Source organism: Trinickia diaoshuihuensis (genome assembly GCF_003390925.1).
GTDB classification, from domain to species: Bacteria; Pseudomonadota; Gammaproteobacteria; order Burkholderiales; family Burkholderiaceae; genus Trinickia; species Trinickia diaoshuihuensis.
This window is the reverse complement of sequence record NZ_QUBS01000048.1, coordinates 46,968-73,564: the sequence shown is the minus strand read 5'-3', so window position 1 is coordinate 73,564 and position 26,597 is coordinate 46,968. Positions and strand designations below refer to the sequence as shown.

Annotated in this window: 26 protein-coding genes; 6 read left to right on the top strand and 20 right to left on the bottom strand. The window is 64.2% G+C overall.

Annotation, left to right across the window (positions count from 1 at the left end):
- Positions 1-96: 96 nt before the first annotated feature.
- The 5 genes from DXT59_RS10695 to uvrB form a co-directional block, all read right to left on the bottom strand.
- A complete protein-coding gene (locus DXT59_RS10695; protein ID WP_116136970.1) occupies positions 97-1,509 on the bottom strand; it encodes a 4Fe-4S binding protein in 1,413 nt (470 codons plus the stop codon).
- On the bottom strand, positions 1,506-2,348 hold the full coding sequence (locus tag DXT59_RS10690) for an FTR1 family iron permease (RefSeq protein ID WP_116136875.1): 843 nt from the start codon (positions 2,346-2,348) through the stop codon (positions 1,506-1,508). Before DXT59_RS10690 ends, DXT59_RS10695 begins: the two co-directional genes overlap by 4 nt.
- A 50-nt stretch (positions 2,349-2,398) precedes the next feature.
- Positions 2,399-2,731, bottom strand: coding sequence for a cupredoxin domain-containing protein (locus DXT59_RS10685; RefSeq protein ID WP_116136874.1), 333 nt, complete (start codon positions 2,729-2,731; stop codon positions 2,399-2,401).
- Positions 2,732-2,759: 28 nt separating this feature from the next.
- A complete protein-coding gene (locus tag DXT59_RS10680; protein ID WP_116136873.1) occupies positions 2,760-3,308 on the bottom strand; it encodes an iron transporter in 549 nt (182 codons plus the stop codon).
- Positions 3,309-3,473: 165 nt separating this feature from the next.
- Positions 3,474-5,564, bottom strand: a complete 2,091-nt coding sequence (gene uvrB / locus DXT59_RS10675) for an excinuclease ABC subunit UvrB (RefSeq protein ID WP_116136872.1) — start codon at positions 5,562-5,564, stop codon at positions 3,474-3,476.
- A 340-nt stretch (positions 5,565-5,904) separates the two neighbouring features.
- On the opposite strand from uvrB, the gene DXT59_RS10670 reads away from it, so the two are divergent.
- Positions 5,905-7,104 carry an amino acid aminotransferase gene (locus tag DXT59_RS10670; RefSeq protein ID WP_116136871.1) on the top strand — a complete coding sequence of 400 codons (1,200 nt, stop codon included), beginning with the start codon at positions 5,905-5,907 and terminating at the stop codon, positions 7,102-7,104.
- Between the two features lie 127 nt (positions 7,105-7,231).
- On the opposite strand, the gene DXT59_RS10665 is transcribed toward DXT59_RS10670, so the two are convergent.
- Positions 7,232-8,470, bottom strand: coding sequence for a patatin-like phospholipase family protein (locus tag DXT59_RS10665; RefSeq protein WP_116136870.1), 1,239 nt, complete (start codon positions 8,468-8,470; stop codon positions 7,232-7,234).
- A gap of 9 nt (positions 8,471-8,479) precedes the next feature.
- Positions 8,480-9,277, bottom strand: coding sequence for a 3-hydroxybutyrate dehydrogenase (locus tag DXT59_RS10660; RefSeq protein ID WP_116136869.1), 798 nt, complete (start codon positions 9,275-9,277; stop codon positions 8,480-8,482).
- 207 nt (positions 9,278-9,484) lie between these two features.
- Here DXT59_RS10660 and DXT59_RS10655 point away from each other — a divergent pair, with 207 nt between their 5' ends.
- Both DXT59_RS10655 and DXT59_RS10650 read left to right on the top strand, forming a co-directional pair.
- Positions 9,485-10,456 (top strand): potassium channel beta subunit family protein, encoded by a 972-nt coding sequence (locus DXT59_RS10655; protein ID WP_116136868.1) that lies wholly within the window; start codon positions 9,485-9,487, stop codon positions 10,454-10,456.
- Between the two features lie 130 nt (positions 10,457-10,586).
- Positions 10,587-11,432 (top strand): 23S rRNA (adenine(2030)-N(6))-methyltransferase RlmJ, encoded by an 846-nt coding sequence (locus DXT59_RS10650; protein ID WP_116136867.1) that lies wholly within the window; start codon positions 10,587-10,589, stop codon positions 11,430-11,432.
- Between the two features lie 21 nt (positions 11,433-11,453).
- Here the strand turns inward: DXT59_RS10650 and DXT59_RS10645 are convergent, their stop codons facing one another.
- From DXT59_RS10645 to cueR, 3 genes are all read right to left on the bottom strand, one after another.
- Positions 11,454-11,840, bottom strand: a complete 387-nt coding sequence (locus tag DXT59_RS10645; protein WP_205417403.1) for a hypothetical protein — start codon at positions 11,838-11,840, stop codon at positions 11,454-11,456.
- A 214-nt stretch (positions 11,841-12,054) separates the two neighbouring features.
- Positions 12,055-12,201 (bottom strand): DUF3563 family protein, encoded by a 147-nt coding sequence (locus DXT59_RS10640; protein WP_116136969.1) that lies wholly within the window; start codon positions 12,199-12,201, stop codon positions 12,055-12,057.
- Between the two features lie 206 nt (positions 12,202-12,407).
- Positions 12,408-12,839, bottom strand: a complete 432-nt coding sequence (cueR, locus tag DXT59_RS10635) for a Cu(I)-responsive transcriptional regulator (RefSeq protein ID WP_116136866.1) — start codon at positions 12,837-12,839, stop codon at positions 12,408-12,410.
- A 131-nt stretch (positions 12,840-12,970) separates the two neighbouring features.
- Here cueR and DXT59_RS10630 point away from each other — a divergent pair, with 131 nt between their 5' ends.
- Both DXT59_RS10630 and DXT59_RS10625 read left to right on the top strand, forming a co-directional pair.
- Positions 12,971-13,186 (top strand): heavy-metal-associated domain-containing protein, encoded by a 216-nt coding sequence (locus tag DXT59_RS10630; RefSeq protein ID WP_116136865.1) that lies wholly within the window; start codon positions 12,971-12,973, stop codon positions 13,184-13,186.
- 14 nt (positions 13,187-13,200) lie between these two features.
- The gene (locus DXT59_RS10625; RefSeq protein ID WP_116136864.1) at positions 13,201-14,121 is read left to right on the top strand and encodes a dTDP-4-dehydrorhamnose reductase family protein; all 921 of its coding nucleotides are present in this window, start codon (positions 13,201-13,203) and stop codon (positions 14,119-14,121) included.
- A 23-nt stretch (positions 14,122-14,144) separates the two neighbouring features.
- Here the strand turns inward: DXT59_RS10625 and DXT59_RS10620 are convergent, their stop codons facing one another.
- The 3 genes from DXT59_RS10620 to imuA are packed head-to-tail and all read right to left on the bottom strand — an operon-like array spanning position 14,145 to position 19,411.
- Entirely contained in the window at positions 14,145-17,294 is a 3,150-nt protein-coding gene (locus DXT59_RS10620) for an error-prone DNA polymerase (protein ID WP_116136863.1), read from the bottom strand.
- A gap of 4 nt (positions 17,295-17,298) precedes the next feature.
- Positions 17,299-18,774 carry a Y-family DNA polymerase gene (locus tag DXT59_RS10615; RefSeq protein WP_116136862.1) on the bottom strand — a complete coding sequence of 492 codons (1,476 nt, stop codon included), beginning with the start codon at positions 18,772-18,774 and terminating at the stop codon, positions 17,299-17,301.
- Positions 18,704-19,411: a translesion DNA synthesis-associated protein ImuA gene (gene imuA / locus DXT59_RS10610; protein WP_116136861.1), complete on the bottom strand. Its 708-nt coding sequence runs from the start codon at positions 19,409-19,411 to the stop codon at positions 18,704-18,706. Before imuA ends, DXT59_RS10615 begins: the two co-directional genes overlap by 71 nt.
- A 330-nt stretch (positions 19,412-19,741) precedes the next feature.
- On the opposite strand from imuA, the gene DXT59_RS10605 reads away from it, so the two are divergent.
- Entirely contained in the window at positions 19,742-20,656 is a 915-nt protein-coding gene (locus DXT59_RS10605) for a helix-turn-helix transcriptional regulator (RefSeq protein WP_116136860.1), read from the top strand.
- Between the two features lie 65 nt (positions 20,657-20,721).
- On the opposite strand, the gene DXT59_RS10600 is transcribed toward DXT59_RS10605, so the two are convergent.
- Genes DXT59_RS10600 through sctJ form a run of 7 tightly spaced genes read right to left on the bottom strand, consistent with a single transcriptional unit; the run spans position 20,722 to position 26,549 of the window.
- Positions 20,722-21,765 carry an EscU/YscU/HrcU family type III secretion system export apparatus switch protein gene (locus DXT59_RS10600; protein ID WP_116136859.1) on the bottom strand — a complete coding sequence of 348 codons (1,044 nt, stop codon included), beginning with the start codon at positions 21,763-21,765 and terminating at the stop codon, positions 20,722-20,724.
- A 15-nt stretch (positions 21,766-21,780) separates the two neighbouring features.
- The gene (sctT, locus tag DXT59_RS10595; RefSeq protein ID WP_116136858.1) at positions 21,781-22,575 is read right to left on the bottom strand and encodes a type III secretion system export apparatus subunit SctT; all 795 of its coding nucleotides are present in this window, start codon (positions 22,573-22,575) and stop codon (positions 21,781-21,783) included.
- Entirely contained in the window at positions 22,572-23,066 is a 495-nt protein-coding gene (locus tag DXT59_RS10590; RefSeq protein WP_116136857.1) for a hypothetical protein, read from the bottom strand. Before DXT59_RS10590 ends, sctT begins: the two co-directional genes overlap by 4 nt.
- Positions 23,059-24,426 carry a FliI/YscN family ATPase gene (locus tag DXT59_RS10585; RefSeq protein ID WP_116136856.1) on the bottom strand — a complete coding sequence of 456 codons (1,368 nt, stop codon included), beginning with the start codon at positions 24,424-24,426 and terminating at the stop codon, positions 23,059-23,061. Before DXT59_RS10585 ends, DXT59_RS10590 begins: the two co-directional genes overlap by 8 nt.
- The gene (gene sctL, locus DXT59_RS10580) at positions 24,423-25,070 is read right to left on the bottom strand and encodes a type III secretion system stator protein SctL (protein ID WP_116136855.1); all 648 of its coding nucleotides are present in this window, start codon (positions 25,068-25,070) and stop codon (positions 24,423-24,425) included. The genes DXT59_RS10585 and sctL overlap by 4 nt, the downstream gene beginning before the upstream one ends.
- Positions 25,052-25,786 carry a SctK family type III secretion system sorting platform protein gene (locus DXT59_RS10575; protein WP_162878028.1) on the bottom strand — a complete coding sequence of 245 codons (735 nt, stop codon included), beginning with the start codon at positions 25,784-25,786 and terminating at the stop codon, positions 25,052-25,054. The genes sctL and DXT59_RS10575 overlap by 19 nt, the downstream gene beginning before the upstream one ends.
- Positions 25,776-26,549, bottom strand: coding sequence for a type III secretion system inner membrane ring lipoprotein SctJ (sctJ, locus tag DXT59_RS10570; protein WP_116136853.1), 774 nt, complete (start codon positions 26,547-26,549; stop codon positions 25,776-25,778). The genes DXT59_RS10575 and sctJ overlap by 11 nt, the downstream gene beginning before the upstream one ends.
- Between the last annotated feature and the right edge of the window lie 48 nt (positions 26,550-26,597).

The following is a 26,597-nucleotide window of genomic DNA, read 5'->3' as shown; positions in this document are numbered from 1 at the left end:
GGGCTTTTGCATGAATTTCTGTTTTTTGTTCGTTGCTACCAGCACTGCTATCGGCATCGCTGGCAGTCCCCGCTGCCGGTCCCGCTGCCGGTCCCGTTATCGAGCAAAGCCCCAGAACATCAACCACCAGGCACTATCGGCCACGGCGAGCGCAGCCGCCATGAACACCATGGCGCCCAGTCGCAACGCAACGCGCGCCGTGTATTGACCAGTCACACGCCAAGCCAGCCAAGCGCTCCATGCATTGGCAATCGCCAGCACGGCGATACGGACCGTCGACGCCCAATCCAGCGGAACATGCTCCGCGCGGAGCAACGATAACGTCGTAGCCGACAATCCCAAGAACACCCCCGCCCCGGCGATGGGAATGAGCGACTGAGTGAGGTGATGCAAGCGTGAGCGATCGAACCGGCCTAGCACGCGCGTGGCTGCTGTCACGAGCACAAGCAGCGCGGTGCCATAAACGAGCGCCGTCGCGAGGATGTAGCCGATGAGCAAGGTGCCGTCGAGCCAGGAGAAGACGTCGTTTTGCTCGGGATAATGCGTGAAGAGAAACCACGGCGCATTGGTATCGAGCATCCACGTGGCATCGTGATCGATAAGCCAGCCGGCCAGCGTTTGCTTGAGCTCGACAAACCACGGGCTCGCGCTCCAGTGAAATGCGCCGATTGCGACGCCGAGCAGGCCGTAAAGGATCAGGGCCGTATCCCAGCCGCTAGCCGCGTCTCGTCCGAGTTCCACGACCTCTTGGGCCGGCGAACGCCAGCTCAATGCGATCGCATCCCGGTGACCGCTGCATCGGCCGCACATATGGCAGGATGCCGCGCCCTTCATGTTTCTGAGCGGCACCAGCGGCGCGCAATTGATCGGAATCACGCGATGCCCGCGCTCGCCCGAGGTATAGGAACGCCGCCAAGCGGCTTCGTCCACCTTGTAATGGAATGGCGCGAGACGCGCCAACAGCGAAAACACGCCGTTGACCGGACACAAATAGCGGCACCAGACGCGTTTATCGCGCCCGTAAAGAAATCCGATGACCATCGCGGCCGCCGTCGATCCGCCCAAGACGAGCAATACGGCGAGCGGATACTGATAGACGCTGACCATTTGGCCGTAGATCGTCGTCAGGCCGAATGCGACGAAGGGCCAGCCGCCCCATCGCATCCACCGCGGAATCGCCCTCCCCCTTCCATGACGGCTGGCGAATTCGGCCAGTGCGCCCTCCGGGCATAGCACCCCGCACCATACGCGGCCGAGCAGGACCATCGAAAGCAAGACGAACGGCCACCAAATGCCCCAAAACACGAACTGGGCCGCTAGCGTCAGGTTGTTCCAAAGATGCGCGCTCTCGCCCGGCAACGGGATACATGCGGGAACGATGATCAAGAATGCGTAGACCGCGACGACCGACCATTGGATCACGCGGATCGCCGCGCCGTTGCGTTGCATCCATGCACCGGCGCGCGCGAGCCGCCCTTGGCCGGCGGCACCGATCGCGGGCGAACTCATGCCGTGCGTCCTGCCGCCGGCGCGGGCGCGCGGCCGGCACGCCGCGCGAACCACCCGACGACAAGCCAATACAGCGCGTAAGCGACGAGATTGGTCAGCGCCGGATGGGCACGATAGCCCGTCAGTGCGGCAACCAGCGATCCAATGGTGCTCGAATCGTCAAGCAGCCTCGACGTATCCCAAACCTGCGAGATGCCGAGCGGCAAGATTTCTTTATCGATGAGCTTATCGACGCCTGTCTGCAGCAGGCCGGCGCCCAACAGCAGCAGCATGATCTCGGTCACGCGGAAGAAATGGCGCCACGAGAACACGCGGCCGCCGAGCTGAAGGATATAGAAGGTCAACAACGCGAGCCCGAGCCCGAGCACGATCGCGAGGACGTCGCCATGGCTGACGTGGCCCGACTGACCAAAGCCGAGGCCGTAAAGGAAGATCACGGTTTCGCTGCCCTCGCGTGCGATCGCCAGGGCAACGAGGACCGCCACGCCCCAGCCGTTGCCGTCGCGCGTGCGCTCCTGCAGCGTGCGCTCCATGTCTCGTTTGAGCGTACGCCCGTGGCGCTTCATCCAAAGCACCATTTGCACGATCAAGAAGCATGCGACGAGGACCATGCCCGTCTGGAAGTAGTCCGCCGCGTCGCCTGACAGCACCTCGCTGAAACCCACGAGCGCCGCGCCGAGCACAACGGCCGCCAGGATGCCGACGCCTACGCCCGCCCATAGATACGGCAAACCGCGCCTTGCGTCCGGGTCGCCATTCTTCAGCCACGCGTAAAGGATGCCCACCACGAGCAGTGCCTCGACGCTTTCGCGCCATACGACGAACAATACCTGGCCCATCTCTTACCCTCCGAGCGCCCGTCGTTCCACTCCCCGGGCGCAAAAAGCCACTACTTGACGACGATGACGCCTCGCGCCGATTGATGGAAATCGTCGAAGAACTTATATTCGCCCGGCGTTTGGGGAGCGATTACGACGACCGACGCGGCCCCGGGTGCGAGCACCTTTTCCTTGCGCAATTCGACGCTCTCGAATTCGGCCGCGCCCTTGCCGCTGTTGTGCACCTCGATCCGGATACGCTTGCCGGCCGGCACTTCGATGCGTGCGGGCGTGAGCGTGCCGTCGGCCATCTCGAGCTTGACCGTGACCGAGTCGTCGGCATGCGCCGCGATAGCCGTAACGGCGAGCAAACCGGCCAGTGCGGCCTTCGAAACCCATTTCATACCGTTCCCCTACGCCGAGCCGTGCGGCTTAGTAGCCGCCCTTCTTGCCGATACCCGCGAACGGGAAATCATATTGGAGCGTGATCGGCTTAAACCAAGGGCCGACGCCCGTCTCTTTATCGGTATGGCGGCCGAATGCCATATGACCCATCTGCATCGGCGGCTCGATCACCAGCGTCATGTGGTACTTGCCGGGCCCGAACAGCTTGACGTTATCGCCGTAGTGCGGACCGTCGCTCGCGACCATCGGCATCAAATCGCCTTTGATCGTCTGCTTGCCGCCGACCTTGCTGAGCTCGTAGTGGACTTGCAGATAAGGCATCCAGTCGCCCTCGGCAAAGCCCGTCGGGTTGTTCTTGACGGCGTGGATATCGGCTTCGAGGTGAACGTCGGAATCCGACGCCTTGCGCATCATGCCTTCCGGATCCATCGTGATCGGCTGCAAATAGACGGCGCCGATTTCCATGCCGCCCTGCACCTGGGGCTTGCCGATCGGATACTCGGCCGCCGACGCCGCCAGTGCGGTCATTGCCGCCACGGCGGCCACGCCGCTCAAAATCCAGGTGGAACGCTGCATCGAAACACTCCTCTTTTTGCCTTATCGGAACGGAAGATCAGTCGAAAACACGAACGCAAATGCGAACGATTATCAATCAAGCATAAGTGTACACGAAGGCGGCATTCGGACCAAGCGACCCTTCGGCGCATAGGGTCGCCCGCGCGCCGCGGGCGTCGTTTCGATTTAGTCCGGCCCGGAAACGGAATCCCCGACGTTCGCGCCGAACACGCGCTCGCGCAATACGGCGAGTTGATCGCGCGCCGCCGCCGCCTTTTCGAATTCGAGATTCTTGGCGTGCTCCATCATCTGCTTCTCGAGACGCTTGAACTCCTTGGCGAGGTCCTTCTCCGACATGTCCTCGAACTTCGCGCGCTGCTGCATCTCCTTCAGTTCGGCGCGCGCGTCGTCGGCGCTATAGACGCCATCGATGATGTCCTTGACCTTCTTGACGACGCCGCGCGGCGTGATGCCCATCCGCTCGTTGTAGGCGATCTGCTTGGCGCGCCGGCGCTCCGTTTCGTCGATGGCGCGGCGCATCGAATCGGTCATGTTGTCCGCGTACAGAATCGCCGTGCCGTTCACGTTGCGCGCTGCCCGGCCGATCGTTTGGATCAGCGAACGTTCGGCGCGCAAGAAGCCCTCTTTGTCCGCGTCGAGGATCGCCACGAGCGACACTTCGGGGATGTCCAGCCCCTCGCGCAACAAATTGATCCCGACCAGCACGTCGAAGGCGCCAAGCCGCAGATCGCGAATGATCTCGACGCGCTCGACCGTATCGATGTCGCTATGCAGATAGCGCACCTTGACGCCGTGATCGGCAAGAAATTCGGTGAGCTGCTCGGCCATGCGTTTGGTCAGCACGGTCACGAGCACGCGTTCGTTCACGGCCACGCGCGCATGGATTTCGCTGAGTACGTCGTCCACCTGCGAGCGCGCGGGCCGCACCTCGATGATGGGATCGACGAGCCCCGTCGGCCGCACGACCTGCTCCACGACCTGGCCCGTCTTCTTCTTTTCGTAATCGGCGGGCGTAGCGGAGACGAAGACCGCCTGGCGCATCTTGCGTTCGAACTCGGGGAATTTCAGTGGCCGGTTATCGAGCGCCGAAGGCAACCGAAAGCCGTATTGCACGAGGTTTTCCTTGCGCGAACGGTCGCCGTTGTACATGGCGTTCAATTGACCGATCAGCACGTGCGACTCGTCGAGCAGCATCAGCGCATCGGGGGGCAGATAGTCGACGAGCGTAGGCGGCGGCTCGCCGGGCGCCGCCCCCGAAAAGTGCCGCGAGTAATTTTCGATGCCCTTGCAAAAGCCTAGCTCCTGCAGCATCTCGAGATCGAAACGCGTCCGTTGCTCGAGGCGCTGCGCCTCCACGAGCTTGCCTTCGGCGTAAAAGAACTCCAGGCGCTCGCGCAACTCCTCCTTGATCGTCTCCACCGCGCGCATCACCGTCTCGCGCGGCGTGACGTAGTGCGAGGAGGGATACACGGTAAAACGCGGAATCTTTTGCCGCACTCGCCCCGTCAACGGATCGAACAGTTGCAGGGACTCGACTTCGTCGTCGAACAGCTCGATGCGCAGCGCCATCTCGGCGTGTTCGGCCGGGAATACGTCGATCGTATCGCCGCGCACGCGGAACGCGCCGCGCTGAAAATCGGCCTCGTTCCGGTTGTACTGCATCGCGATCAGGCGGGCGATGACGTCGCGCTGTCCGATCTTGTCGCCCGTGCGCAGCGTCAAGATCATCTGGTGGTATTCGCTCGGATTACCGATACCGTAGATGGCGGACACCGTCGCCACGATCACGACGTCGCGCCGCTCCATGAGACTCTTGGTAGCCGACAGACGCATCTGCTCGATATGTTCGTTGATCGAGGAATCCTTCTCGATGAACAAGTCGCGCTGCGGGACGTACGCTTCCGGCTGGTAGTAGTCGTAGTACGACACGAAATACTCGACGGCGTTGCGCGGAAAGAACTCGCGAAACTCCGAGTACAACTGCGCCGCGAGCGTTTTATTCGGCGCGAACACGATCGCCGGCCGGCCGAGCCTCGCGATGACGTTTGCCATCGTGAATGTCTTGCCGGACCCCGTCACGCCGAGCAGCGTCTGATAGGACAAGCCGTCCTCGACGCCCTCGACCAGTTGCGTAATCGCAGTGGGCTGGTCGCCGGCCGGCGGATAAGGCTGATAAAGATGGAACGGCGAACCCTCGAATTCGACGAACTTCGATTCGTCGAGGGCTTCGGCCGAATGGGGCTGAGCTTCGGACATGGAAATGGCGCTTCCTTCGCCGACAAAACAACCATTCTAGCGTTTCGCGCTCGCCTGGGCAGCAGGCCGCGGTGCCGCCCGGAATGGACGCTCGGATCGCGTCGGGCCAGCCTTGCCGCCCCGCTTTCCGGTAAAAAAGCGCACGATCGTGCAGACCGATTGGCCGCTCGTCCGGTAAAAGCGCGGCAACAGGGGGGCGGGATTCGCTACAATTACGCATTCGGCGCCCCGCCTGCGCGCCGGTGGGCAGTCCGATAGTCGGATCGAATTGCCTCGGCCAAGGCGGCCGGCGCATGCAGCAATGCCCGCTTTTACGTTTCCACTACCGTCCAAAGACACCATGTCCCTGTTCTCCGCAGTCGAACTCGCGCCCCGCGACCCGATCCTTGGCCTCAACGAGGCCTTCAATGCCGATACGCGCCCGACCAAAGTCAATCTCGGCGTGGGCGTCTACACGAACGAAGAAGGCAAGATCCCGCTGCTGCGCGCCGTTCGCGAAGCGGAACAAGCGCGCGTGAGCCAAGCGTTGCCGCGCGGCTATCTGCCGATCGAAGGGATCGCGGCATACGACGCATCGGTGCAAAAGCTACTGCTCGGCGATGCATCGCCGTTGATCGCCGCGGGCCGCGTCGTCACGGCGCAAGCGCTCGGCGGGACGGGCGCGCTGAAGATCGGCGCCGACTTCCTGAAACGTCTCAACCCGAACGCCAAGGTGGCGATCAGCGATCCGAGCTGGGAAAACCATCGCGCGCTGTTCGAGAGCGCCGGCTTCGAAGTGGTGGCCTACCCGTACTACGACGCGCAAACGCACGGCGTCAACTTCGATGCGATGCTCGCCGCGCTGGGTAGCTATGCGGCCGGCACGGTCGTCGTGCTGCATGCTTGCTGCCACAACCCGACCGGCGTGGACCTCAGCGAAGCGCAGTGGAAGCAGATCGTCGAGGTCGTGAAGGCGCGCAACCTCGTGCCGTTCCTCGATATCGCCTACCAAGGCTTCGGCGACGGCATCGATGCCGACGCGGCAGCCGTGCGTCTGTTCGCCGCCGCAGAACTGAACGTGTTCGTCTCGTCGTCGTTCTCGAAGTCGTTCTCGCTGTACGGCGAGCGCGTCGGCGCGTTGTCGATCATTGCCGACAGCAAGGACGAAGCCGCACGCGTCCTGTCGCAACTGAAGCGCGTCATCCGCACGAACTACTCGAACCCGCCGACGCACGGCGGCGCGATCGTCGCGACGGTGCTCGGCACGCCGGCACTGCGCGCGATGTGGGAGCAAGAACTCGGCGAAATGCGCGATCGCATCCGCGCCATGCGCGGCGGCCTCGTCGAGCGTCTGAAGAGCGCCGGCGTCGCGCGCGACTTCGGCTTCGTCAACGCACAGCGCGGCATGTTCTCGTACTCGGGCTTGAGCGCGGCGCAGGTCGATCGCCTGCGTGAAGAGTTCGGCATTTACGCCGTGAGCACGGGCCGCATCTGCGTCGCCGCGCTCAATACGCGCAACATCGACGCGGTGGCCAACGCCATCGCGCAAGTACTGAAGTAACGCTTGCACCGCGAGCCGCGCCCACGCGGCTCAGCGGTACGGCAGCCGATGAAAGAGGCGCCTCGCGGTTTCGCGGGGCGCTTTTTTATTCGCTCTTATTCGCTCGCGCCGCCCTCGTGGCCGTGCTTCAACGCCGGTCTCGATGAATATCGTGGGTGACGAATCCGGCATCGTTATCGGGCATGTCGAGCCATCCCGGCTGCGCGAGGCTCTCGCGAATGTCGCGCAGCCCGCATTCCCAGTGAACGTTCATCGTCGACTCGCCGAATTGATAGTCCTTGTAGTTGCCGTCGAACTCCTTATCCCGATAGACAAGCTGAAAGACGTTATAGCGGCGGGAGGATGCCAACTCCTCGGCCAGCTTGCACCACGGATCGTCGCGATGTTCGGGGGCCACGCGCGCGAGGACTTCGCGCAGCACATGACGAAAACGCTGCGAGTGCTGCAACGTATCGGTGACCATACGCGTGCGGCTAGAGTATTGGATGTCTTTCAAGCGGCCCTGCACGTCGGTCAGATTCGTCGGCACGGGACCGCGGGCGCTCCATAGGTCGACCTGGAACGCGAGCGTATCGCGACGCGGCGTGGTCTGAATCACTTCGGACAGCGGCGTATTGGACATGAGCCCGCCGTCCCAGTAGTACTCTCCGTCGATCTCCGTCGCCGCGAACCCCGGAGGCAGCGAACCCGAGGCAATGAAATGCTCGGCCCGCAACACCTTGTGCCGGTTGTCGAAATACTCGAAGTTGCCGGTACCGACGTTCACCGCCGCAACGGAAACGCGGGTTTCACCCGAATTGATCCTGTCGAAGTCGCACAAACGCTCGAGCGTCGCTTTGAGCGGTGCCGTGTCATACCAACTCGCCGTTGCGGGTGTGCTGGGCGTAAACGGCAATGGCGGCGGCACGCGCGGCACGAAAAAGCCGCGCTGCCCGTCCACTAGGGCGCTGAATGCCTGCATGGTCGTGAAAGCCGTACGCACGGGCGCGGGCGAATCGAAGAAGACTTGCTCGAGCGCCGGCGGCAAGGAAAAACCGTAAGCGGGCTGACAGACGGTATTCCAAAACTCCTTCAACCTCGCGACGCGATGCTCGGGGGCATTACCGGCAATGATGGCCGTATTGAGCGCCCCGATCGAAATACCGGCGATCCAGTTCGGTACGATGCCGGCTTCATGCAGCCCCTCGTATACACCCGCCTGATAGGCGCCGAGCGCGCCGCCCCCCTGCAGCACGAGCGCGACAGTTTCATAAGGAGGCAAGGCGATGCGCGGCACCGAGCGCGCCGTTCGCCCTGCCGCGTGTTGTTCGGCGCCATCCGCCACCGTCGCGTTCGCGCGAACGCGCGTCCCCTTGCGCTCCCCCATCTCGCCTCCTTACTGCATGCACCAGCCGTGGGAGACGATGAACGACTGCCCCGTCAAAGCCGCGCTCGGGAAGGTGCACAGGAACAGCACGGTCTGCGCCACGTCCTCGACGGTCGTGAACACGCCATCGACCGTTTGGCCGAGCATGACGCGCTTGACCACTTCTTCCTCGGTGATACCGAGTTCCTTCGCTTGCTCGGGGATTTGCTTATCGACGAGCGGCGTGCGGACGAACCCGGGGCATACGACGTGCGAACGCACGTTGTGCGCGGCGCCTTCCTTCGCCAGCACGCGGGACAGACCGAGCAGCGCGTGTTTCGCCGTGACATAGGCGGATTTCAGCGGCGACGCCTCGTGCGAATGCACCGAGCCCATATAGATCACGACGCCGCCGCGCTCACCCTTGTACATATGCTTGAGCGCGGCCTTCGTGGTGAGAAAGGCGCCATCGACGTGAATGGCCTGCATCTTCTTCCAATCGGAGAAGCTGTAGTTCTCGATCGGGTTGACGATCTGGATCCCCGCGTTCGACACCAGGATATCGACCGAACCGAACTGCGCCGCGACTTCGTCGATGCCGCGATTGACGGCGTCTTCGTTCGTCACGTCCATTGCGACGCCGAGCGCCTGGCCGCCTTGCGCGCGAATTCCCTCGGCGGCGGCTTGCGCCCCCGCTAGGTTCAGATCGGCGATCGCGACCGCGGCGCCTTGCGCGGCCAACGTACGCGCGATTTCCTTGCCGATCCCGCTTGCCGCGCCCGTCACGACCGCGACCTTCCCGTTCAGACTCGTATTCAACGACGACATTCGTCACCTCTCAAGCGTGCGTGGACAATGACATCATGGCGGGCGGCGCCCGGCAACCTGGCAGAACTTCATATACCGTTCGGCCGAATTGGCGCCCCGCCACGGACTTCGCTATTGTGCCCCAACGTTCGGCGCGAGTACGTTTCGCTGCCGATAGGATTAAGCTGCGGTGTTCACACCGCGTTATCACGCTCCAAGGAGGCATGCATGAATTATCGGCGTTTGGGCCGTTCCGGCCTGCAAGTCAGCGAACTCTCGCTAGGTTCTTGGGTGACTTACGGCAATCAAGTGGACCGGCGGGTCGCGCGCGAATCGCTGGCTGCGGCACGCGACGCAGGCGTGAATTTCTTCGACAACGCCGAAGTCTACGCGAGCGGCAAGGCCGAGGAAATCATGGGTCAGGCACTGAAGGAACTCGCCTGGCCGCGCGTGAGCTATATCGTCTCCACGAAATTCTATTGGGGCTTGAGCGAGGCGCCGAACCAGTACCACACGCTCAATCGCAAGTACTTGCACAATGCGATCGACGGCTCGCTCGCACGCCTTCAACTCGATTACGTCGACCTTGTGTTTTGCCATCGCGCGGATCCGAACACGCCGATCGAGGAAACCGTTTGGGCGATGAGCGACATGATCACGCGAGGCAAGGCACTGTATTGGGGCACATCGGAATGGAGCGCGGACGAGATTCGCGCGGCGTACGAGATCGCGGAACGCCATCATCTGCACAAGCCCGTCATGGAGCAGCCGCAATACAACCTCTTTTGCCGCAAACGCGTCGAAGAGGAATATGCGCGGCTGTACGAGGACATCGGATTGGGCTTGACGACGTGGAGCCCGCTGGCGTCCGGCCTGTTGACGGGCAAATACCGAGGCGGCGTGCCCGAGGGCAGCCGCGCCCAACTGCAAGGTTACGATTGGTTGCGCACGCAACTAACCGATGCGGACAAGAACGAACGCGTGGCGCAATTGGAAACGCTCGCGCGCGAGCTGGGTTGCACGATCGGCCAACTCGCGATCGGCTGGGTGCTCACGAACCCGAACGTCAGCACCGTCATCACGGGCGCGTCGCGTGTCGAGCAGATTGGCGAAAACATGAAGGCGGCGGAAGTGGCCACGCGCATCACGCCGGAAATCCATCAAGCCATCGAGGAGATCATCGGCGACGCCGCGCGCTGATCGAGATGCCCGCGTGCCGGGGCGCTGAGTCGTACCGACTTGCGGTACCGTACAATACGCGCCCCGTCCGAGCGTTCACTCGCCGGCGTGCCAAGCCACCCGATTCTCACGCTTCGAACCGTCCGTCCGTATGCTCAGCTACCGTCACGCCTTCCACGCAGGCAATCACGCCGATGTCCTCAAGCATGCTGTCGTCGTACAGTTGCTGCGCTATTTGGGGCAGAAGGACAAAGCCTATTGGTATATCGACACCCATGCCGGCGCGGGCGTGTACTCGCTGACGGAAGGCTATGCGACCAAGACCGCCGAATTCCAAACCGGCATCGCGAAGCTCTGGGAGCGTACGGACTTGCCGGCCGCGCTGCGCGACTACGTGGAGCAGGTCGGTGCGTTGAACCCGGACGGCCAATTGCGCTACTACCCGGGCTCGCCCTATCTCGCTTGGCGGCTCATGCGAGAGCAAGACCGCATGCGGCTGTTCGAGCTGCACAGTACCGAGATCGACGTGTTACGTCATAACTTCCGCGATGCGGGCCGCCGCGCCATGCTCTACGCCGGAGACGGCTTCGACGGCATCAAGGCGTTGCTGCCCCCGCCGCCGCGCCGCGCGCTGATCCTCGTCGATCCTTCGTTCGAAGACAAACGCGACTACGCGCGCACGATCACGTGCCTGGAAGAGAGCTTGAAGCGCTTCGCGACCGGCATGTACGCGGTCTGGTATCCGCAAGTCACGCGTGTGGAGTCGCAGCGGTTTCCGGAGCAGTTGAAGCAGCTACAGCAGACCAATTGGCTGCATGCGACGTTGACCGTCAGCGAGCCGCCTTCCGATGGCTTCGGACTATACGGCAGCGGGATGTTCATCTTGAACCCGCCCTATACGCTGGCGGCCGCGCTAAAGGAGGCGCTTCCGTACCTGGTCGACGCCCTGGGGCAAGACGCGAACGCCAAGTTCAAGCTGGAATCGCGGATCGCTTAGAGGTTTTGGCTTTGCCGCGATTCACTGGCGATAACCGGGTGCCACGCGATACCCGGTGGCACCGGCGGGCGCCGCGCCATTGGCGCCAGGCAATCCGATGTATGGCTCGACGATGATGGGCGGCTGCTCTGCGCCCGCTTCCGCGGGATCGAGCGTCGGCAGCCGCTTGGCGGGGACCATCGGCGCGCGCGAGAACGGCGCATTTTGAAGGACCAGGCCGCTTTGGCCGTCGTGAATACCGGTCTGGGTATCGAGTTCCACGCCGCTCTGGCCGTCGTTGATGCCCGTCTGCGTCCCCAGCTCCAAGGCCTGCGTGCCGGCCATGGCCTGTGAAGCAACGGCCATGAGGGCGACGTAAGCCGCGGCGCGGATGGCACCATGCAAGCGAAGCGAGACGAAAAGACGCATGGAAACGATCCCCGGGAATGGCCGAGCGGCGGATAGCCCGCCGCGAATGCTCACACCTTAGCGCGGCGGCGATGTTCGCGCTAGTCTCGCCGCACGTCGTGGCCCGCACGTCGCAAAAACAAAAGCCTCGCCAATGGAGCGAGGCTTGCAACAGTCACTTCAGCGCTTCGATGAGCGCAGGCGCTCGGTTTCGAGCCGCCGGGTCTTGCTCGGCTTAGATCGAATAGCCGTTTGCTTCGAGCGAGCGCAGGCGGCGCTCCAGATCGACCACGTCCGACGACGAGGCGAGATACGCTTCGCGACGGCTACGTTCGGCGGATTCGAACCAGTTGCTGAGCTTTTCGAGGATGTAGGCAAACATGATGTTCTCCAAGGGTCGGGTCTCGTCCCCAGCGGATCGCGCATCAGGGATTTCCCGTAAAAGGGTTAACCCGGATTATAGAGGCCTTGCGAGAAATTGCGAGTGAAATGCTCGAATGAAGGGCATTCCGATTTGGAATGGTGCACCGGGAGTCACGAATACGTCATGAATGCACCAATCAGGTGCCAACATGTTTGGACGGATGCTCAGCCTTGCCTGCATTGGCTATGCGGGCCGTCTGCGCATTCGTCGAGACTTGCGAGCCCCTCGAGAATCGGACAGTCGGGCCGCGCATCGCCGTGGCAATGGTCGGCCAGATGAGTCAGAGTGTCGCGCATTTCCGACAGTTCGGCGATGCGCCGTTCGAGATCGGCCACATGTTGGAGCGCAATCGTCTTGACTTCGGCGCTTGCGCGCGAGCGGTCTTGCCAGAGGGCCAGCAGCTTGCGAATGTCGTCGATGGAGAAGCCGAGGTGCCGAGCCTGGCGGATAAAACGTAAGGTGTGAACCTCTTGCTTCCCGTATACACGGTAGCCGGCGTCGGTACGCCCCTTGGGCGCCAGCAACTCGACGCTCTCGTAGTAGCGAATCATCTTGGCCGTCACCCCGGACTCACGGGCCGCTTCCCCGATATTCATGACGAATCTCCTTTCGACGACCAAAAGCGTATACCTTCCCACGACAGGAAGGTATACGCTTCGACAGAAGCCAGCGCTCGGCGAATGCCGCGCGCTCTCGGATGATGCCCCCTTTTAAAAGGAACTTTGCAATGATCGAATTCCAAGTCGAAGGTATGAGCTGCCAGCACTGCGTGGGCGCGGTAACGAAAGCGATCCGCGCGATCGATACGGCCGCGCTGGTGGAGGTGAATCTGGACGATCAGCGCGTACGCGTGCAATCGCGCGAAAACGCCGAACGCCTCGGCAACGCGATCGTCGAGGCCGGCTACGAGGTCAAGGGCAGTCGCACGATCGTCGACGCTTGAGGCGGCTCGGCGAGATGTTCACGATTGCCGTCATCGGCGCGTCCGGCCTGCTTGGGCGCGCGCTCGTGCGGGAGCTCGGCACGCGCGCCGGTTGGCGCGTGGTGCCCACAGCGCATCGGCGCGTACAAGGCGAGATGGCCGCGCTCGACGTCCGCGATGCGGCGGCCGTCGCGTCTTTCGTCGATCGGTTGCGTCCGGACGCGATCGTCATCGCCGCGGCCGAGCGCCGGCCCGATGTCTGCGAGCGCGATCCGATCGCCGCGCGGGCGTTGAACGTCGATGCCGTACGCGCTATCGCGTCGGCGGCGCGGCAATGCGGTGCATGGGTACTCTCGATTTCGACCGATTACGTCTTCGACGGCAGCGCACCGCCCTATCGCATCGACGATCGGCCCGCTCCGCTCAACGCTTATGGTCTAAGCAAGCTCGATGGCGAGCGCGCGCTCGCGCAATCGACCGAGCTGGGCTGCGTGCTGCGGCTGCCGCTGCTTTACGGTCCGGTGCTCGATTGGGCCGAGTCGGCCGTGACGAGTCTCGCGCCAGCCGTCGTCGCCTCGCAAGCGCCGGGGGCAAGCCCTGCGCCGATGGATGCTTGGGCAACCCGTTATCCGACTTACACGCCGGATGTCGCTTATGTGATTCGCGGCATGCTCGAGCTGCACGCGAAGGGGCAAGCGGTGTGCGGTATCGCGCAGTGGTCCGGCGACGAGCCCATGACGAAGTTCGAGATTGCCTCGCGCATCGCGCGCGCACTCGCCATCGATGCTCGTCTCGAGCCGCAAACCACGAGCGGCGAAGGCACACCGCGTCCGCGCGACTGCCATCTGGATTCGAGCAGGCTCGAAGCGCTCGGGATCGGTCGGCGTACGCCATTCGACGTCGCGATCGCCGAGGTACTGAGCACCTGGCCCACGCCCGCCCCGTCGCTTCGATAGCGGCGATTCGACGCGCATTTCGATCAACAGAAATTGCGGCTCTCCGATTGCAGGCCGCCTAAAAGATGGGATAAATCCACGAGCCGCTTGGCCACGAGATGGCGCACCTCTCCCTGGCACTGCCACACGCCGTAGACGGCCAGCAGCGAAGCGCCGAGCACTTCCTTGCGCTGTTTTTCGAGCAGGCTCGGCCAAACGATGACGTTGACGTTGCCCGTCTCGTCTTCGATCGTCACGAATATCACGCCTTTGGCCGTGCCCGGCCGTTGACGAACCGTCACGATGCCGCAGCCTCGCGCCGGTTGACCGTCGCGATAGCCGGACAGCTTCGATGCAGGCATCAGCCGCATGTCCAGCAGTTGCGCGCGCAGCAGCGCGAGCGGATGACGGCGCAGCGTCAGTCCGGACGAGCGGTAATCGGCCACGATGTTTTGCCCTTCCGTCGGCGCGCCCAACAGCGGAGTATCGTCCGCCTCGACCGCCGTGGCCAGCATGTCGCGCTGAGGCACGGCCGCCACCGAATGCCAAAGCGCTTCGCGTCGATTGCCGACGAGCGCGGATAACGCATTCGCATCGGCCAATACGTGCAAATCATGCCGATCGAGCTGCGCGCGGCGCGCCAGATCGTGCACGCTTTCGAACGAGCGCACGGCGCGTGCGTTTTCGATGCGCTCCGCCACCTCTTGCTTCATGCCGCGTAAGAGCGAGAGGCCGAGACGCACCGCCGGACGGGCCGCACCTTCGACCGGTTCGAGTACGGCATCCCACCCGCTGATCGTTACGTCGGCCGGCATCACCTTCACGCCATGCCGGCGTGCATCCTGCACAAGCTGGGACGGCGAATAAAAACCCATCGGCTGACTATTGAGCATCGCCGCGAGAAATGCCTCGGGCTCGTGACACTTGAGCCAACTGCTCGCATAGACGAGCAACGCGAAGCTCGCCGCATGGCTCTCGGGAAAGCCGTATTCGCCGAAGCCTTTGATCTGCTCGAAGATGGCATCGGCAAAGCTGCGTTCGTACCCGCGTTCGAGCATCCCGTTTACGATGCGGTCGTAATACCGTTGCAAACCGCCCTTGCGCTTCCAGGCCGCCATCGCCCGGCGCAGTTGATCGGCTTCGCCCGCGCTGAATCCGGCCGCGAGAATCGCGACCTGCATCACTTGCTCTTGAAAAATCGGCACCCCGAGTGTGCGCCCCAATGCGGACTCCAACGCTTGGCTCGGATAAGTCACCGGCTCGAACCCCTGCCGCCTGCGCAAATACGGATGCACGGCGCCGCCTTGGATCGGCCCCGGCCGCACGATCGCCACCTCGATCACGAGGTCGTAGAACGTTTCCGGCCGCAACCGCGGCAGCATGCTCATCTGCGCGCGCGATTCGATCTGGAAAACGCCAACCGTATCCGCACGCGAAATCATCGCGTAGGTCTTCTCGTCCTCGGGCGGGATATCCTGCATCTCGAAGCGCTCGCCGCGCCGCTCGGAAACGAGTTCGAGCGCACGCCGTATCGCCGACAGCATGCCGAGCGCCAATACGTCGATCTTGAGCAGTCCTAAAGACTCTAGATCGTCTTTATCCCATTGGATGACGGAGCGATCGGGCATCGCCGCATTCTCCACCGGCACGAGCCGCGTCAGCTTGCCGCGGCTGATGACGAAACCGCCCGAGTGCTGCGATAGATGGCGCGGAAAATTCAGCAATTGCACCGCCAGCCGCGCCCAGGCTTGGATCAGCGGTTGACTGGGATCGAGTCCCGACTCTTCGAAGCGGGCGAGCAGGTCGTGACTCGTATCGAACCAATGATGCGACTTGGCGACGGCATCGACGATTTGCGGATCGACGCCGAGCGCCTTGCCCGTGTCGCGCAACGCACCGCGTGGCCGGTAAGTGGAGACGGCCGCCGCGATCGCCGCGCGGTGCCGGCCGTATTTGCGGTAGATGTATTGCACGACGAGCTCGCGCCGCTGGTGCTCGAAATCGACGTCGATATCGGGCGGCTCGCCCCGCTCCTTGCTGATGAAGCGCTCGAAGAGCATATTGCCGCGCCCCGGGTCGACCTCGGTAATCCCCAGGCAATAGCAAACGGCCGAATTGGCGGCCGAGCCGCGCCCTTGGCACAAGATGTTTTGGCTGCGCGCGAAGCGCACGATATCGTAGACCGTCAAGAAATACGGCTCGTAACGCAGATCGGCAATCAGCGCGAGTTCGTGTTCGATCTGCTGCTGCACCGGATGAGGGATGCCGGCCGGAAAACGCCGCAGCGCACCGGCGTAGGTTTCTTGCCGCAGATAGGCGGTAGGCGTGAAGCCCTCGGGCACGAGTTCGTCGGGATACTCGTACTTCAGCTCCTCGAGCGAGAAGGTGCAGCGCGACAAGATATGGATCGTCTCGCGCAGCGCTTCGTCGGAATAAAGATTGACGAGGCGCAGCCGCGAGCGCAAATGCTGCTCGGCATTGGGCGCGAGTTCGTAACCGCATTCGTGCACGCTCTTGCCGACGCGGATGGCCGTCATCGTATCTTGCAGCGGCTTGCGCGAACGCACATGCATGACGACCTGGCCGAGTGCGACGACCGGCAAGCCCTGGCAGCGTGCGACATACTCCACCGCGCCGCGGTGAATGTCGTCCATCGCCCGCTGATGGAGCACGAGCCCCGCCCAGGCTCGGCCCGGAAACGTCTCGTCGAGCCATTCGAGTTGCGCGGCGAGCACCTCTTCCTTGGCCGGAAAGTCGGGCACGAGAATCGCCAGGCAATCGGGCATCCCGCGCAAATGCGCATGCTCGGCTTGCGGCCGCGAGAGATCGTATGGCGTCAGCCGGTATTCCCCCTTCGGCGAACGCGTGCGCGCAAGCGTGATGAGCTCCGACAAATTGCCGTACCCCTCGCGGTTTTGTGCGAGCAAGATGAGTCCGAACGAGGGCGAGCCATCGGCATGGCATAAGCGGAAATACGAGCCGATGACGAGCGGCAGCCCCACCTCCTTGGCCGCGTCGTGAGCGCGCACGACGCCCGCGAGCGAGCATTCGTCGGTGATCGCGATGCCCGCATAGCCGAGCTGAGCGGCGCGCGCGACGAGTTCTTGCGCGTGCGATGCGCCGCGCAAGAACGTGAAGTTGGAGAAGCAAAAAAGCTCGGCGTACGCCGGCAGCCCATTGAAACCGGGAACCATCGCATCATCCGAATAAGCCGTGAAGGAACCAGCGAGGTCCTTCGTCCGCGTCGCGGCTACTCACGCGTTCGCGGTAAATCCAGTAATAGCTTTTGTCGTCGGCCTCGGCGACGAAGTAATCGCGCGTGACGAGTTCGCCGTCGAACCACCCGGCCTCGATGCGCTCGGCCGGCGAGACGACGCGCAGCGGCGACCCGTAGAACGGGCGATGCGCCCGCGTGAGCAAACGCACCGGCGCGGCAAGCATCCAGGTGGGCCGCGGCAATCCCTCAGGCAGCGTGCCCTTGGTCTTCGCATGATGCTCGCCGAGCGGCACCCACCGGTTGGCCACCTCGGGCCGGTAATCGGCCGTCGGCGCGGGGCGCAAAACATTGTCCTCGCCGAGCCGGGCCACCAGCAGTTCGAGCAGACGCGCATGGCTTTGCGCCGAACCGCCCGGCTCCGGAAAAAGCTGCTCGGCCGGCGGGGCGGCCGCCTCCACCTTCGAGGCGTCGAGCCGCACCGCGATCATGGGCGCCGCCAATTCGATCCGGTGCAACCGCTCCTTGAGCAGACGCAGCAGATGCGCCTCCTGCCAGGCGGGTTCGCCGAGCGCGATTTCAAGGAGCGTGGGCGCCATCGCTTGCCTGCCGCGCTCGTGTTCGAGCGAAAGCACGATGGCCGTCACGGCCAATTGCTTGGCGCAGAGCCAGCCGCACAATTGCACGATCAACCGGTGCGCGGCGTAAAGCGCGCCGTCCGCATGCTCGATGCGATCGGGCAACTCCAGACGCGCGGAAAACGTAGGCGGCAACACGAGCCAATCGAACAGTTCGGGCGCCGTGCCGAACGCGCGATCGAGCGAATCGAGCACGTGCTCGCCGCAGCGCCGCTGCAACCCCGCGCGCGGCAAGCGGCGCAAGTCGGCGATCGTCGCGCAACCGAGCCCCGCGAACCAATCGGCAAAGGGCCGCGCTTCCGGCACCGACAACATAGGCAACGGCGACAAGACGCGTTCGAGCGAGGCGAGCCGCAACACGCGCCGGTTGCCATGGCGCGCAAGCAGCCACGCACCCTGCCCCGTCGGCGCGACGCCGATACGCGCCGTAAAGCCGAGCGCGTCGAGAATCGCGCGCGCCTGCCGGCACAGGACCCGCACCCCGCCGAACAATCTCAAGCTCGCGCCGACCTCGACGATGATCGTCGCCTCCCCGGCCAGCGTTACGTCGGGGGAGAACCGCATCAGCGCCATGCCCACTTCGCGCGCCGCCTGCGCCTCGCGCGCCGCATCGCGCTCGAACATCAGCACGTCGGCCGATAGCGTCAGCACGCCGCCGCGCTTCATGCCCAGGCGGATTCCCGCCGCGCGCGCCGCGGCATCGGCGATAACGACGTGCTCTTTCTCGAGCGCGACGCTGCCGGCCTTCGGTTCAGGCAGCCACTTCGGTCGGAAGACTTCGAGCGGCAGTTTCGGCAAATGGACGGCGAGATAGACGCGCATGGCGAGACAGCAAAACAGGGGTGGGTTGCAACGAAATCGACAAAGGCTCCACGCGCAGGGGCCCTCGCCGTTTCACGATATCGACCGTCAACCCGTGAGCCGATGGTCGCAGCGCCATGCGCAGCAAAGCCGGCGACGCTTCTTGCGTCACCGTGAGCGGCCGCACCATGACGAACAGCGTTTCAGCGGATTGCGCCGCGAGATGGAGCCGCCGCAGCGATGCCGATTGCGCCGACGACGCCCAGAAAATCAACGCGCCGCAACTGCCCGCCCGCAGGATTTGCTCGGCGGACCACAACGCATCGCCCGTCTTGGGCGCCTTGATATGAAGCAGGCGCTCGAGCGGCAACCCGATATAGCCGAGCCCCAGACCATTGGGTACCTGAGGCGGCTGCAGCAACGCCACGGGCCGCTCGCCCAATGCGCTGAGCGCGGGCTGCAACAGCCGCATCTCGCCGATCCCCGGCTGCTGGACGAGCAAATCGATCAGCGCGCCGAGCGGCCAGCCGCCGCCGGGCAACTCGGCCGACAGCGCCGGATATCCCGTATCCACGACGCGCGTGCGCCCATGCGCCAACTGCGAAGCCCGCCACAGCGACGGATGGAGATCTTCGGCACGAACGGAGGCGGAAAGCATCGATACCCACAAAAACCTGTATATCCATACAGCATCTTACACGCAATCGGGTCCCTCGGAACTGGAACTTTTTATCCCCCGCTCCCTCCCCGCCGGGGACCCGCATGCGCCACGACATTTCGTAAAACCACGCATTTCGCTTACTTGCCCACTCCCCGCCACTACGAAATGCCAAGCGGCGTTCGCCGAACGGCCTCAATACAATCGTCGGAAGATACGGTGATACCTCCGGCGGGTGCAACCCGTCGGCGCACCGTCTCCGATCGCGCCTCTCGCATGCAGTCCGGCGCCGTGAACTATTCCAAAAAACAACGATAGATAGGACTCCCCATGTCAACTCTCGACTTGGTCGAGGAACGCGAAGATCTGCAACCTGCATCGGCATCGGCCGCCAAGCCGGCATCGCAACCGGAACCGGCGCAGCGCTCCAAACCGCGCGGGCAATGCGAGATTCGCTACATCGACGAAACGGACGTGGCCCCGCTCGTGCGTGCCGAAGAGACCGGCGACGCAACGTTCCTCGCCGCCGAACTCGGCGCGGCGCGCTCGGCCGACGAACGCATCCGCATGATCCGCGGCATTCTCAACATCATCGGCTTTTCGGGCCTCGGCTATGCCGCGCTGAAGCTGGACGCGCACAAGCAGCCCGAGTACGCCTACTTGCTGCGGGATTACTTGGCAAGCGATCTGCTGCCGCAATCGCTCGGCGGCGGCTACCTTTTGCGCGACCCCCACATGCGCCGCGCGTTCGAATCGAGCCGCCCGCACGTCTGGGACATGCGCTCGCTCGTCAACGCCTCGCGCAAGGACGGCATCGATCCGCCGCTGCGAAGCTTCTTCGACGGCATGCGCGAGAACGGGCTCGCCAGCGGCCTCGCGTTCAGCCTGCCGATTGCCCGCACGCCCCTGCGCGCGCTGATTCTCTTTGCCGGGCCGCCCGAGCATTGCGAATGGATCACCGACAGCGTCATCGCTCAAGCGCTCGGGCTCGGCCTCTCGCTGCACCAACGGTGCGCGGCCTACGTCCAAGCCATTTGCCGCCAAGACGCCGCCGGCAGCCTCTCGCAATTGCAGCAGCGCATCTTGGGCGCGGTCGTCGTCGGCATGTCCGACAAAGCGATCGCGGCGCGGCTGAACACGACCGTGCACAACGTCGACTATCACTTGCGCCAGTTGCGCGAAAAATTCGGCGCCCGCAACCGCAGTCAACTCGCTTATCTCGCGGGGAAGCTGCAAGCGGTCTGAGCGCTCCAAGCGGCGCGCGGACGGATGCGGCCGGTGCCGGGATGCAAGGCGCCGGACGCCTTGCATCATGCGCTCGTCTGCTCGTCGCCGTCGGCCCAGCGCAGCAGCTCGGCGACGCGGCGGTAGAGCGCACTATCGATGTATTGATATTCGCGCGCGCTCTCATAGAGCGCATCGGCCAGCGCGGCGTTCGCCGCCGTCGGCACGAGAAATTCGCCGGCCCACTCGAGAATGCGCCGCGCCGTCTCGCCCTCGCCGCGCGCGCAAACCCAAGGCAGCTTGCCTTTGCCCGCATAACAAAGCGCGACGGCCGCATTGGCCGAATGCACGACGGCCGATGCCATCTTCACGCGGTCTTGCAGCGAATTGAACACCATCTCGTGCGCCATGTGACGACGGCGCGAATTCAAATGCGGATCGCCCTCCATCTCGCGGAACTCGCGGCGCACTTCCTCCATCGACATCCGATGCCGTTTCATGAATTCGTATTGCTGATAGGCGTAGTCGAGCGCCGCGAACGCGACGAAGATCAATGCGGCCCACCCCGCGAGCGAGAGCAGCAACTTGCCCGTCACCGCCAAAATCGCATCGGGCCGCAGGTAGCCGGCCTGCAGCGGCGCATCGAGCGATGCGCGCAAGAGCACCCACAGCGTCAGGCACAAGATGAACGTTTTCAAGCCGGTCTTGAGCAGCACGACGACGCTTTTCAGCGAGAACATGCGCTGCAAACCCGCGGCCGGATTGAGCCGCGTGAAACTCGGCGCGATGCGCGTGAACGCAACGACGCCGCCGGCCTGCGCGAGCGAGACCGCCGCGCCCGCCACGCCGGCCAGCCCCACGACGCCGAGCCCGAGCACCACCCATCCATGCACCGCCAGCACGAGTACGGTCGAGATCGAACGAGCCGGATCGCGCGAAGACAAGGCCGCGAAAGCCGCGTCGAATAACGTACGCAGCGTGTCGACCACGCGCGGTCCCTGCGAGCCGAGCGCCGCCAGCACGACGAGAAACACGAGCGCGGCGCTGACCTCGGTGCTGAACACGACTTCGCCCTTCTTGCGCGCATCGCGCAAACGCTTCTCGGTGGGGGCTTGATCCTTTTCGCTCATATCGGCAAAGGTCCTCTATAGCATCGACTTCAACAATTCGAGCAATCCGTTGTCGGGACCCAAGTACGCATGCAGCGACGCATAGACGAACGGCAAGAACAGCGCCATCATCAGGACCGCCACCGCGCTCTTCACCGCCTGCGACATCAGAAAAACGTTCAGTTGAGGCATCGCGCGGCTCACGAGTCCGAACCCGAGTTCGACCAATATCAGCACGATCACGACGGGCGCCGCGAGCTTGACCGTCCATAGCATGACGCTCGCCGCCCCGCGCGCGATGAACGGCAGCAGCGCCGTGCCGAATTTCGGCGCGAACGAGGCGATCGGCCAGAGCCGATACGATGCGAACAGCGCGGAGAGCAATAGATTCAATCCGCCGCTCGTCACGAACAGCGTAATGGCCAGCATGTTCAAAAAGCCCGCGCATGGGCCGCTCTCGTACTGCGCGATCGGATCGAAAAACGACTGATTGCTCGCGCCCGTTTGGAAATCGATCAGCGAGCCGGCCGCCGCGATCGCCCACATCACGGCGCCGAACGCGTAGCCGAGCAAGATGCCGATCAGCGCTTCCTTCGCGACGAGCCCGGCCCACATGAGCGGCGCCAAACCTTGCAGCGAACTCATATCCATCGCCGGGCCCACGAACAAAATGATGACGGCCATGAAACCGTTGCGCACGAGGCCCGTCAGTACCGACGCGCTAAACGCGGGCACGATCATCATGATCGGCAGCACGCGCGGCAGCACGATGACCGCCGGGCGCACGGCGCTGACGGCGGCGTCGAACGCCTCGCTCGAAACGACGTTCATACGTCGTCTCGGCCCAACGGCGCGATCGCCGTCCGCAGCGCCGCCTCTTCCGCGCAAGCCTCCTCGGCCGCCTCCGCGCGCTGCGCCGCCATGCGCTCGAGCCGTTCGCCGGTGCGCTCGGCTTGATCGCGCTTGGCATCGGCTCGCCGCAAGGCGTCACGCAACGCCTCGAGTTTCTGCGTCTCCTCGCGCAAGCGCTCTTGCGGCGGCAGCGTCCGCTCGCGGGCCGCCGCGATGCGCTCGTCGAACAACTGCCAATCGATCCCGGCTCCCGCCAGTTCGCGAGCCGAATGCGGTCCGGCCAGCATTTGCGACGTCAGCGCACGCCCCGCGGCGATCTTCGCCTCGATCAACCGCGTGACCTCGGCTTCGGCGCGCCGCAACGCGTCGCGCGCGGTCTCGACCGCCGCCTCCTGACGGCGCACCTGCGCGAGCACGACATCGCGCCGCATCTCGCGCACGCGAGTAAGCTTCGCGATGATCCTATCCATATTGCGCCTCGAGCGCGACGAGCTTGGCCAGCGTCTCGTCATACGTCTCCAGCCGCGCCGGCGACTGGCAAGCGAATTCGCGCAGCGCGCCGCGCGCGGCCAGCGCGGCATCGGCCAGCGCGTCGCTGCCCGCGCGGTATTCGCCGATCTGCACGAGCAACTCGATTTCCTGATACTTGGCAAGCAGCTCGCGCACCCACGCGGCACGGCGCACGTGCGCTTCGTCGGTCACGCGCGTCATCACGCGCGAGGCGCTCGCCAGCACGTCGATGGCCGGATGGTGGCCGGCCTGCGCCAGCTTGCGCGACAAGATGATGTGCCCGTCGAGAATCGAGCGCACTTCCTCGGCGATCGGATCGCTCTCGTCGTCCCCTTCCACGAGCACCGTGTAAAACGCCGTGATCGAGCCGCGGGCGCCCTGTCCCGCGCGCTCGAGCAGTTGCGGCAATACGGAAAACGTCGAGGGCGGAAAGCTGCGCCGCGTCGGCGGCTCGCCCGAGGCCAGACCCACCTCCCGCTGCGCGCGCGCAAAGCGCGTCAGCGAATCGACGAGCAGCAACACGCGCAGGCCCTTATCGCGGAAGTATTCGGCCACCGCGGTCGCCACATAGGCCGATTTGACGCGCTCCATCGCGGGCCGGTCGGACGTCGATACGACGAGCACCGTGCGCGCGAGCGCCTCTGGCGACAAGTTGTGCTCGATGAATTCGCGCACCTCGCGTCCGCGCTCGCCGATCAAGCCGACGACGGCGACGTCGCAACCGGCGCCGCGCGCGATCATGCCGAGCAACGTACTCTTACCTACGCCGGCAGGCGCGAAGATACCGACGCGCTGACCGATCCCCGTCGTCAAAAACGCATCGATCGCCCGCACCCCCGTCGGCAGCGGCTCGTCGATCAGCGTCCGTTCGAGCGCGCCGACAGGCTCGGCGAAGGCGCTCACGCGTGTGCCTTTCGGAATCGGCCCGCGTCCGTCGAGCGGCTCGCCCAGTCCGTTCAATACGCGTCCGAGCAGAGCGTCGCCCACTTCGAAGGTATGCGCATGCCCGGTCGGCAAGACCTCGGTCGCGCTCGACAAACCGGCCAGACTGCCGAGCGGCGTCAGCACCGCCGTCTGCCGCGAGAACCCGACGACTTCGGCGAACATCGGCGCAAGCCCCGGCGTATGCAGCTCGCAGACTTCTCCCAAACGGGCATGAATCCCGGAGGCATGAATCAAAAGCCCCGCCGTCTGCGTCACACGGCCGCGCATGCGCAGCGGATTGACGCTTTCGAGCGCCTTGGCGAAGCGCTCATCGTCCGCATCGCCGTGCAACTGCGCGAACAGTGCGTCGCGCCAACTCCAATCCGATTCGCTCATAGCCCCCTCCTCGCTTCGATGGCGGAACGAATCGCATCGATCTGCGTCGATAGCCGCGCATCGATGCTGCCGGCCGGCGTTTCGACGACGCAATCGTCGTCGCCGAGCGATGCATCCGCCACCACACGCACGGCTTGCGCGCGCACGGCCGCATCGGCCGCATGCGCTTCGTCGGCCAACGCCGCCCGGCGATGCGCGACGGCCTGCTTCATGACCTCCACCGACGCGGGCGCCACGCGAACGACGAGGAACGCTTCGTCGCGCACGAATGCATCGATGCGTTTGAGGGCCAGCGCGAAGATCTGCTCACGTTCGAATTCGCCGACGAGTTCGCGCAACCCGCGTACCACCATGTCGGCCATCTTCCCGCGCGAAAGCGCCAATGCGTGCGCCGTATCGAGCGCCGCGCCGTAGGCGCGCTCGGCGCCCTCTCGCTGACCGCGCGCGAAGCCTTCGTCGTATCCCCGGCGCAGCATCTCGTCCTTGCGCCGCTCGGCATCGGCGATGATGCGCTCCGCTTCCTTCTTCGCGGTCAGCACGATCGAATTGGCGTCGAGCAACGCCGAATACTCATGCTCCTTCAGCACGCGGCGCTCCGAGAGCATCTGCAGGTTTTCGCTCGTGATCAGAAAAGCCAGTCCCATGCTCGCAACCTTTCGGGAATGAGGCAAAGAAACAGTAGCTCGGCGAACTCCGCGCGCTGCGCGTCGCCCAATTGATAAGCCGGCTGCACGTCGGCGACGCGCGGCAGCTTCAAGCGCGTGCGCGCGAACACGGGCGCCCCCGCCGGCGCGATAAAGTCGAGCAGCAAACGCGCGCCACGCGCGCCGATCTTTTGCACGACTAGCTTCGGATAGCGCCGCATCGGCTCGAGCGTTTCGCTGACCGCATCGAACGGCGGCGTCTGCCCTCGCACAAAAGCGAGCGTCTCCGGACCGAAGCCGAGCACGAGCGCTTTTTCCACCCCGCGCGTCAGTTCGCCGCCGACGAGCCAGGACTTGTGCAGACATAGTCCGCACAAACGCGCCAACTGTTCGAACGCCTCGCGCGGCAATAGCGCGAGCCGCTTTTCGCGTGTATCGAAGTCGTAATCGACGGGCACGTTGCCCGAGGCGTCCGCGTGCAAGCCGACGTTCTCCAGCAGCGCTTTCGCGAGCACGCGTTTCCCACGTTCGCCGAAGCGCGCGATGTCGTTGTACGGCGCCGGCCAAATGCCGAGCGGCCAACTCGGGTCGACGTAACGCTCGGGGTGCAGATTGAATTGCGCGACGAGTTTCGCGAATCGGCCGCGATTGACCGGGGCACGCCACAACTCGTGTGCGTGATCGTCGAAGCCGCTCCCGTCGTCGTCAATTCGCATGCGTTCGCTCATGCGACAGGTTCGCCGGCTCCGCCCCCGCGCCGCGCGCCATCAGCTTGAACTGCCCGCGGCGCAACAGCAGCACCACGAGCACGACGAGCGTCGACAGTACCAACGCGAGCGCGCCCAATGTCAGCGCACGCGCGAGCATGCCGGCTTGCACGCCTTCGGGCTGTTCGCTTTCCTTCGGCGGCGCGGCTTGCAAAAAGAGCGAGACGTTGTCGTACGACAACCCTTCGATGCTGTGCGCGACGAGGTCTTTGACCATCGGCGCCATCATCTTCAGATCGATACCGGGCCGGTATTTGATGTAGACCGAGGCCGACGACGGCTTGAGCTTGTCCGAGAGCGGATCATTCTCGGGAATGACGACGTGCACGTGCGCGACGATCACGCCATTCACGTCGAGCAGCGTTCGATCGAGTTCCTGCTCCGCGCCATAGACGTAACGAATCCGCTCTTCCGCCGGCGTGGACACGAGTCCTTGCTTGCGAAAGAGTTCACCGAGATTTTCGGTCGGCTGGCGCGGCAAACCGACGGCTTTGAGCGCATTCAAGGCGGCGGGCACGGAGGAGCCGTCCACGGTCAACTCCCAGCCGTGGTCGGGCACTTGCGACTTCGACGCACTGATGCCCGCGTTCGCGAGCGCCTGAATCATCTCGTTGGCCGACGCCTCGGTCAAATCCATGTACAACTCTTGCTGACAGGCCGCCAGCGTCAGGGCGCACGCGAGCGCAACGCATGCGCGCAGCAGCGTTTTCATAGGTCTTCCCAAAAGCGCACCGCGCGCCGCTCATGCGCGCGCCGTGCG